7 protein-coding genes are annotated in these 5,197 nt (G+C 59.7%); 6 read left to right on the forward strand and 1 reads right to left on the reverse strand.

What is annotated here, in order from left to right; translation table 11 throughout:
• Positions 1-200: 200 nt before the first annotated feature.
• Positions 201-623, reverse strand: a complete 423-nt coding sequence (locus tag G3480_RS25015; protein ID WP_338114219.1) for a WYL domain-containing protein — start codon at positions 621-623, stop codon at positions 201-203.
• Positions 624-637: 14 nt separating this feature from the next.
• Here G3480_RS25015 and G3480_RS25020 point away from each other — a divergent pair, with 14 nt between their 5' ends.
• The 6 genes from G3480_RS25020 to G3480_RS29125 all read left to right on the forward strand — a co-directional run bounded on the left by G3480_RS25020 (position 638) and on the right by G3480_RS29125 (position 4,736).
• Positions 638-1,288, forward strand: coding sequence for an ATP-binding protein (locus G3480_RS25020; RefSeq protein WP_240906054.1), 651 nt, complete (start codon positions 638-640; stop codon positions 1,286-1,288).
• A gap of 270 nt (positions 1,289-1,558) precedes the next feature.
• Positions 1,559-1,819 (forward strand): hypothetical protein, encoded by a 261-nt coding sequence (locus G3480_RS25025; RefSeq protein WP_164656937.1) that lies wholly within the window; start codon positions 1,559-1,561, stop codon positions 1,817-1,819.
• 257 nt (positions 1,820-2,076) lie between these two features.
• Complete coding sequence (locus tag G3480_RS25030; RefSeq protein WP_164656938.1) at positions 2,077-2,964, forward strand: hypothetical protein; 888 nt, start codon at positions 2,077-2,079, stop codon at positions 2,962-2,964.
• 73 nt (positions 2,965-3,037) lie between these two features.
• A complete protein-coding gene (locus tag G3480_RS25035; RefSeq protein WP_164656939.1) occupies positions 3,038-4,171 on the forward strand; it encodes a hypothetical protein in 1,134 nt (377 codons plus the stop codon).
• A gap of 104 nt (positions 4,172-4,275) precedes the next feature.
• Positions 4,276-4,434 carry a hypothetical protein gene (locus G3480_RS25040; protein ID WP_164656940.1) on the forward strand — a complete coding sequence of 53 codons (159 nt, stop codon included), beginning with the start codon at positions 4,276-4,278 and terminating at the stop codon, positions 4,432-4,434.
• A 179-nt stretch (positions 4,435-4,613) separates the two neighbouring features.
• Entirely contained in the window at positions 4,614-4,736 is a 123-nt protein-coding gene (locus G3480_RS29125) for a hypothetical protein (RefSeq protein WP_276611753.1), read from the forward strand.
• Positions 4,737-5,197: the final 461 nt, after the last annotated feature.

The raw sequence follows: 5,197 nt of genomic DNA on the forward strand, positions 1-5,197 counted from the left end.
AGATCCTCTGGGGTTTGGCTCCATTTCACGAGATCCAGCTCAAGCATACACAAATCACTCCGGTAATTCGGTGAAGGCGCCTGCGAACCGTGTGCAGAGCACGGGTTTCAGGCGACCACAGAAAGTTACGCATCCCGCTCTGGGCGCGGTTTAGAGGCCCTTTCAACAGTAAGCTTTTGATTTTTCGATGGTCGGTTCCTCTACAGCGTCTGAGCCGCGAAGATGCGGCGCAGATCCGGGGGATTGACGACCTCCAAATTGTCTCCGACCGCGAGAAGCCAGCGCAGCAGCAGTCCGCTGGAGGGCACGCGCGTCCAGTGGCGCAGACGGAAGTCGGATCCGGCGGGCTCGTCATCGACGCGCTGGTCCGCTGCCATCGGACAGGCGTCCACCACGCCGGCCAGGTAGCCGCGTACGCGAATCTCCAGGCCGATCAGTTCACCCTGCCCGAAATCCAATTGGCCCTTGGCGATCGCCTCGTCCAGATCGAAGTGCCCGGCGGCGCGCGCAGGCGTCTCGGCCATCACCGCCGCTCGGATCATGCGATGCAGGGCGTAGAAGCGCACCGGATCCAACTCATCATTCTCGAGCGCCAGCAGATGGGCGATCGGGCCGCGCTGCACCAAGGGCTGGGGGGATGCAGCACGGCCTTGCTTCGGTCGCCACCGGGCTTGGCATAGAGCACCTGAAGCGCGCGCTGCTGAATCAACCCTTGAATCACGGCGGTGAGCACACCCGGGGAGAGATTCGCGGACTGCAGCAAGGGGCACCGACCCCTTCGCGGCGCAGTTCGGCAGCGGTGTTCGGCGTCGCATTCCTGAATCTAGCCGGCGGATTCTCACACAGCGTGATCGTCCGGGCGTGCAAGCGCTCAGGCCGCTGCAATCTCTGCTTCTACGGTCCCTCCGGAACGGGCAAGACGGCCTTCGCCGAGGTCTTGGCCGAAGCGCTGGATCGGGAGCTGGTAGCCCGCCAGGTCTCGGAGCTGCTCTCGCCCTATGTCGGCGAGACCGAGCAGAACCTGACGCGCATCTTTCGCGAGGTGGACTCGAGTCAGACGGTCCTGCCGCTCGACGAGGTCGACAGCTTCCTCGCCGACCGGCGTCAGGCGCAGCGCAGCTGGGAGCGTACCCAGGTCAACGAGCTGCTGCAGCAGATGGCGCGCTTCCCGGGGATCTTCATCCCCGCGACCAACCTCATGAGCGGCATCGATGCAGCAGCGCTTCGACTTCAAGCTGTAGTTCCGGGCGCTGACGCCCGAGCAGCGCTAGGCGCTCTTTGCCGGTGAAGCGCTCGGGGATGCGCAGGCCCCGGTACCGCTGGGGCTGGCCCGGCATCTGGATGGGCTCGCGGGGCTGACGCCCAGCAATTTCGCCAATGTCTGTCGGCAACAGCAGTTGTTTGAGGAGGCGTTGGCGCCCGAGCAGTTCCTACGGTGCCTCGCCGCCGAATTCCGGCTCAAGGGTGAGCCGGCACGAGCAGCTTGAGGAAACGGATGAGGTTGGAAAGACGGGCCAGGGATGGCGGGCTTCTCAGGTGGGAACGATGAGGTGACGTCATGACAACTGCTGATCCGCAAGGCAACACCCGGCAAGGCGCAACGTCCGCCGACCGCAGACAGATCGATGTCCGGCGCAATGCTGCGCGACGGGCCTTAGTCAAGATCGATCAGGCCGCGATCGCTCGGGCGCTTCGCACGCCCAACCCGGCAGCACTCTATTCCGATGCTGTCGAGCTTGCGCACCGACATTTCGAGCGGCGTAAGGCCCGGCAAATGTTGTCCGATGCGTCGTTGGTCGTGCGGATTCTGCGGGAGTAAGCATCCCCGTTAGAAGCACGAGCGGCATCTGGATCTCCTTACCTCCGATCATTCCCGTCGGACGGAGCAGCCTCGGCACGGCAGGAAAAGATACAACCCAGTTCACAACAGGAAAGCACGCTAAGTGCGCCAAGCTGGCCGATCTGAAAACACCATCACAGTCTCGACTTCCGAAACGCACTAGGTTTGCACAGGCGCTCTATGCGTTTGGCCGCGAGGAAAATTGGACAACTTAACTGATCTCGTGAGGACAGATTATGATTATGCCACTCTCCTATCAGCTTATGAAAGACGCAGGACAAATAACTGCTGTTGCAGGGAAAAAGCTCATAAAGGCCAGCATTTTCGCAGGAAAAGTAGCGTCAAGGCTGACCTTCACCTTTATCAAGGGTGGTGTTGAAGCCTTGCGGGATGCAGAAGGCAGCAAGGGAACAGGGGCCAAGATCGAGACTTTATCGAGCCCGCTCTCGATTGTCGATAACGGGCTTAGCGTACCCGCGTCGTTCGTCGAGAGTCAAATGATCAAAATACAGACCGAGATCACAGATGACTTGACAATACTAAAGGGGCAAAACGAAATACTTTTCCTCTCGAATTCCATACGCTATTTCGTCGAAAGCCATATTGGAAGGACCGGCATCGATCGGGGTATATCTCACGCCCTTCAGTATGACATGAAAGCTGTGACAAATTATCTAAAAGATAATTCAGGAATTCGGTTTCCAGGATACTTGCTGCATCAATCCACCAGCTTATGCAATACAATAAAGGAGATGAATATCTTCTACGATGCTATCCTGCATGGTGGTCACGTAAAGGATTGGACTGAGGAAGAAGTTCAGGCGGAGCTTCAAAAATTCTTTGGTGTTGAGGGAAACAAGAAGTACATTCAAAACTACATGCCGTTTGAGCTTCAAATTCCGATAAAGCGGAGACTGATCACGGAGGCGGAGAGTAAGAAATCAAAGTTTGGCGCGCTCTTCTCATCGACTATGGAAGAAGTCAACGATGCGGCGCACGATGCTCTTTTCGTCTTAGCAAACGAATTGGTCGCGAATGAGAACCTCGAATATGAAGTCACCAAGAAGCTTGAGCGCGAACCAAATCGAGAAATCTTCATAGAGGCGCCCGCACTAGCCGCATAGCTCTGCGCAAGCCAGCTCCCGTAAGATCGCTTCAGTGGAACCGGGATTTTCTTCTTGAGGAGCATAAGGAACCGTGATCAAGCTAATCTCTAAACTAGCCTTCCTATTCATCGCCATCATCGCCGCTGGCGTTCTCTGGCAGCGCGCCCAGCTCAGCGCACTGGCGCTCACCCGGATCGATCCCGTACCGGAGACACGCCAACTGGTTGACCAAGAGCGCTATGCCGAGGCCGCCGACTATCTCGGCTTTTTCATGGACTACCCCTACGTCCAGGCCAACCCCGCCGCCCAAGCGTTACAGCAGGAGATCGAAACAGTCAGAGGCAGTCTCAGCTACCAGGCCAGCAAGCTCGGCGAGGGCCTGTTGGCCGGCACCAGCGACGAGACGGTTGGGCAGGCGGCAGGCGTGGTGACGGATCTCTTCGTCATCGGCGATCTGCGTGATCTGACCAAGCAAGGGATCAACTGGGCACGTGGCGAGGAGACCGATGAGGTGGTCGCCGCGCTGGCGACCATCGGTGTCGTCGCGACGGCGGCGCAGGTCGTCAGCGGGGTCGCAACCGTCGGCACCGCCGGTGCTGCGGCGCCAAGCGTGGCCGCGACGACGGCAGTCAAAGGCGGCACCACCATTCTCAAGGCCGCGCGCAAGCTCGGGAAGCTCCCGCCCTGGTTGGGCAAGGCATTGGTGAAGTCGGCCAAGACGGTCAAGCAGACCCGGTCGCTGGACTCGGTGGCCGAGCTATTCGGCAACGTCTACAAGCTGGCCAAGACTCGCGGCGGAATGCAGCTCCTGAGCAAGACCCGGGATGCCGCCTCGCTCAAGCGGATGGCCGCCTTTGCGGAGACCTTCGGCCAGCATAGCGCGACCCTGTACCGAATCGGCGGTGACACCGTCCTCAAGACCGCGCGGCGCGCCGGCGAACTGAGTCAGGACACGATCAAGCTAGCCGCGACCTATGGCAAACAGGGATTGCGCACCCTCGACAAGATGGGCGCGCTCAAGTTCACCAAGTACACGGCACGCGCCTCGAAGATCGCCGTCAAGGGCGATCTGATGCGACTCATCGCTCGCTGGCTGCTGCAGCTTCCAACCTGGGCGCTCTATGCCATCGTGGGACTCGGGATCGCCGTATGGGTACCATGGCAACGACTCAGGCGCGGCTCGCGGCACTGGACGGTGGTGACGCCTGGGATGCAGCAGGCCTAGCGGTCGACGACGCATGCGCGCCTGGCGTCTGGATCGACATCGCCAGCGCGCGTCTTGCGCGCGTCTTGGGTATTATCCGGCTCCTTTTCTCGACCCCATCCTGGATGACGTCATCAGAAACCACAGCAAAGGGACGCTGTCCGGGACGCGTTGGGATCTTCTGGTTTCACAAGGGCCAGCTGATGGCGTGTCCGATCCCACTGGAGCAGGCCGAGATACGCGGCACCAAGCGCGACAGCCCTGACGCCCATGTTCGGGCCTGACCACGCCTGGTCGCGCGCCACGCGGCCGAGTTTTCGATCCTGAGCGTTCTGGAGTACGACGTAGTAGCGCGCGGACGGGTGATCTTCGACACGGCAACGCAGACCTTCGTCATCTACATGCCGAGCCCGCTCGGGGACCGAGCACCCCGGTCTGGGACGCGCTCCGCAGTGCCTTTCAGTTGGACGGACAGCAGGTCCGCTTCGCAACCGACCCCCACTACCGCACCGGACTTTGGGACGATGCCGAGGATGAGGACTCGGACGGTGAAGCCTGGCAGCGCGCCTTGGATCCATTCCGCTGAGCCGAAGCCTCGCCTGGCAGGTGCTTCCGCATCGCGCCAATCACCTGCCGATCAGAAACGGCCTCATCATCTTTAGACGCTGTAGAGAAACCAACCATTGAAAAATCAAAAGCTTGCTGTTGAGAGGGCCTCTAAGATGGTCTTCAAGGCTAGAAAACGTCAAGAAGCAAGCCTTCAAAATCAGTCAGTTACTTCTTATACAGCGTCTTAAGGTCGTCACCTGCGACAGGTGCTGTCGCATCACCTCGCTAAACTTCAATCGCTGAAGCGGTAGGAAGAGCGGCCGGATCGGCCTGGCGTCGTCGCGCTAAACCGCGCCCAGAGCGGGATGCGTAACTTTCTGTGGTCGCCTGAAACCCGTGCTGCGCACACGGTTCGCAGGCGCCTTCACCGAATTACCGGAGTGATTTGTGTATGCTTGAGCTGGATCTCGTGAAATGGAGCCAAACCCCAGAGGATCT

It is taken from the genome of Thiorhodococcus mannitoliphagus, from assembly GCF_010915725.1.
GTDB classification, from domain to species: Bacteria; Pseudomonadota; Gammaproteobacteria; order Chromatiales; family Chromatiaceae; genus Thiorhodococcus; species Thiorhodococcus mannitoliphagus.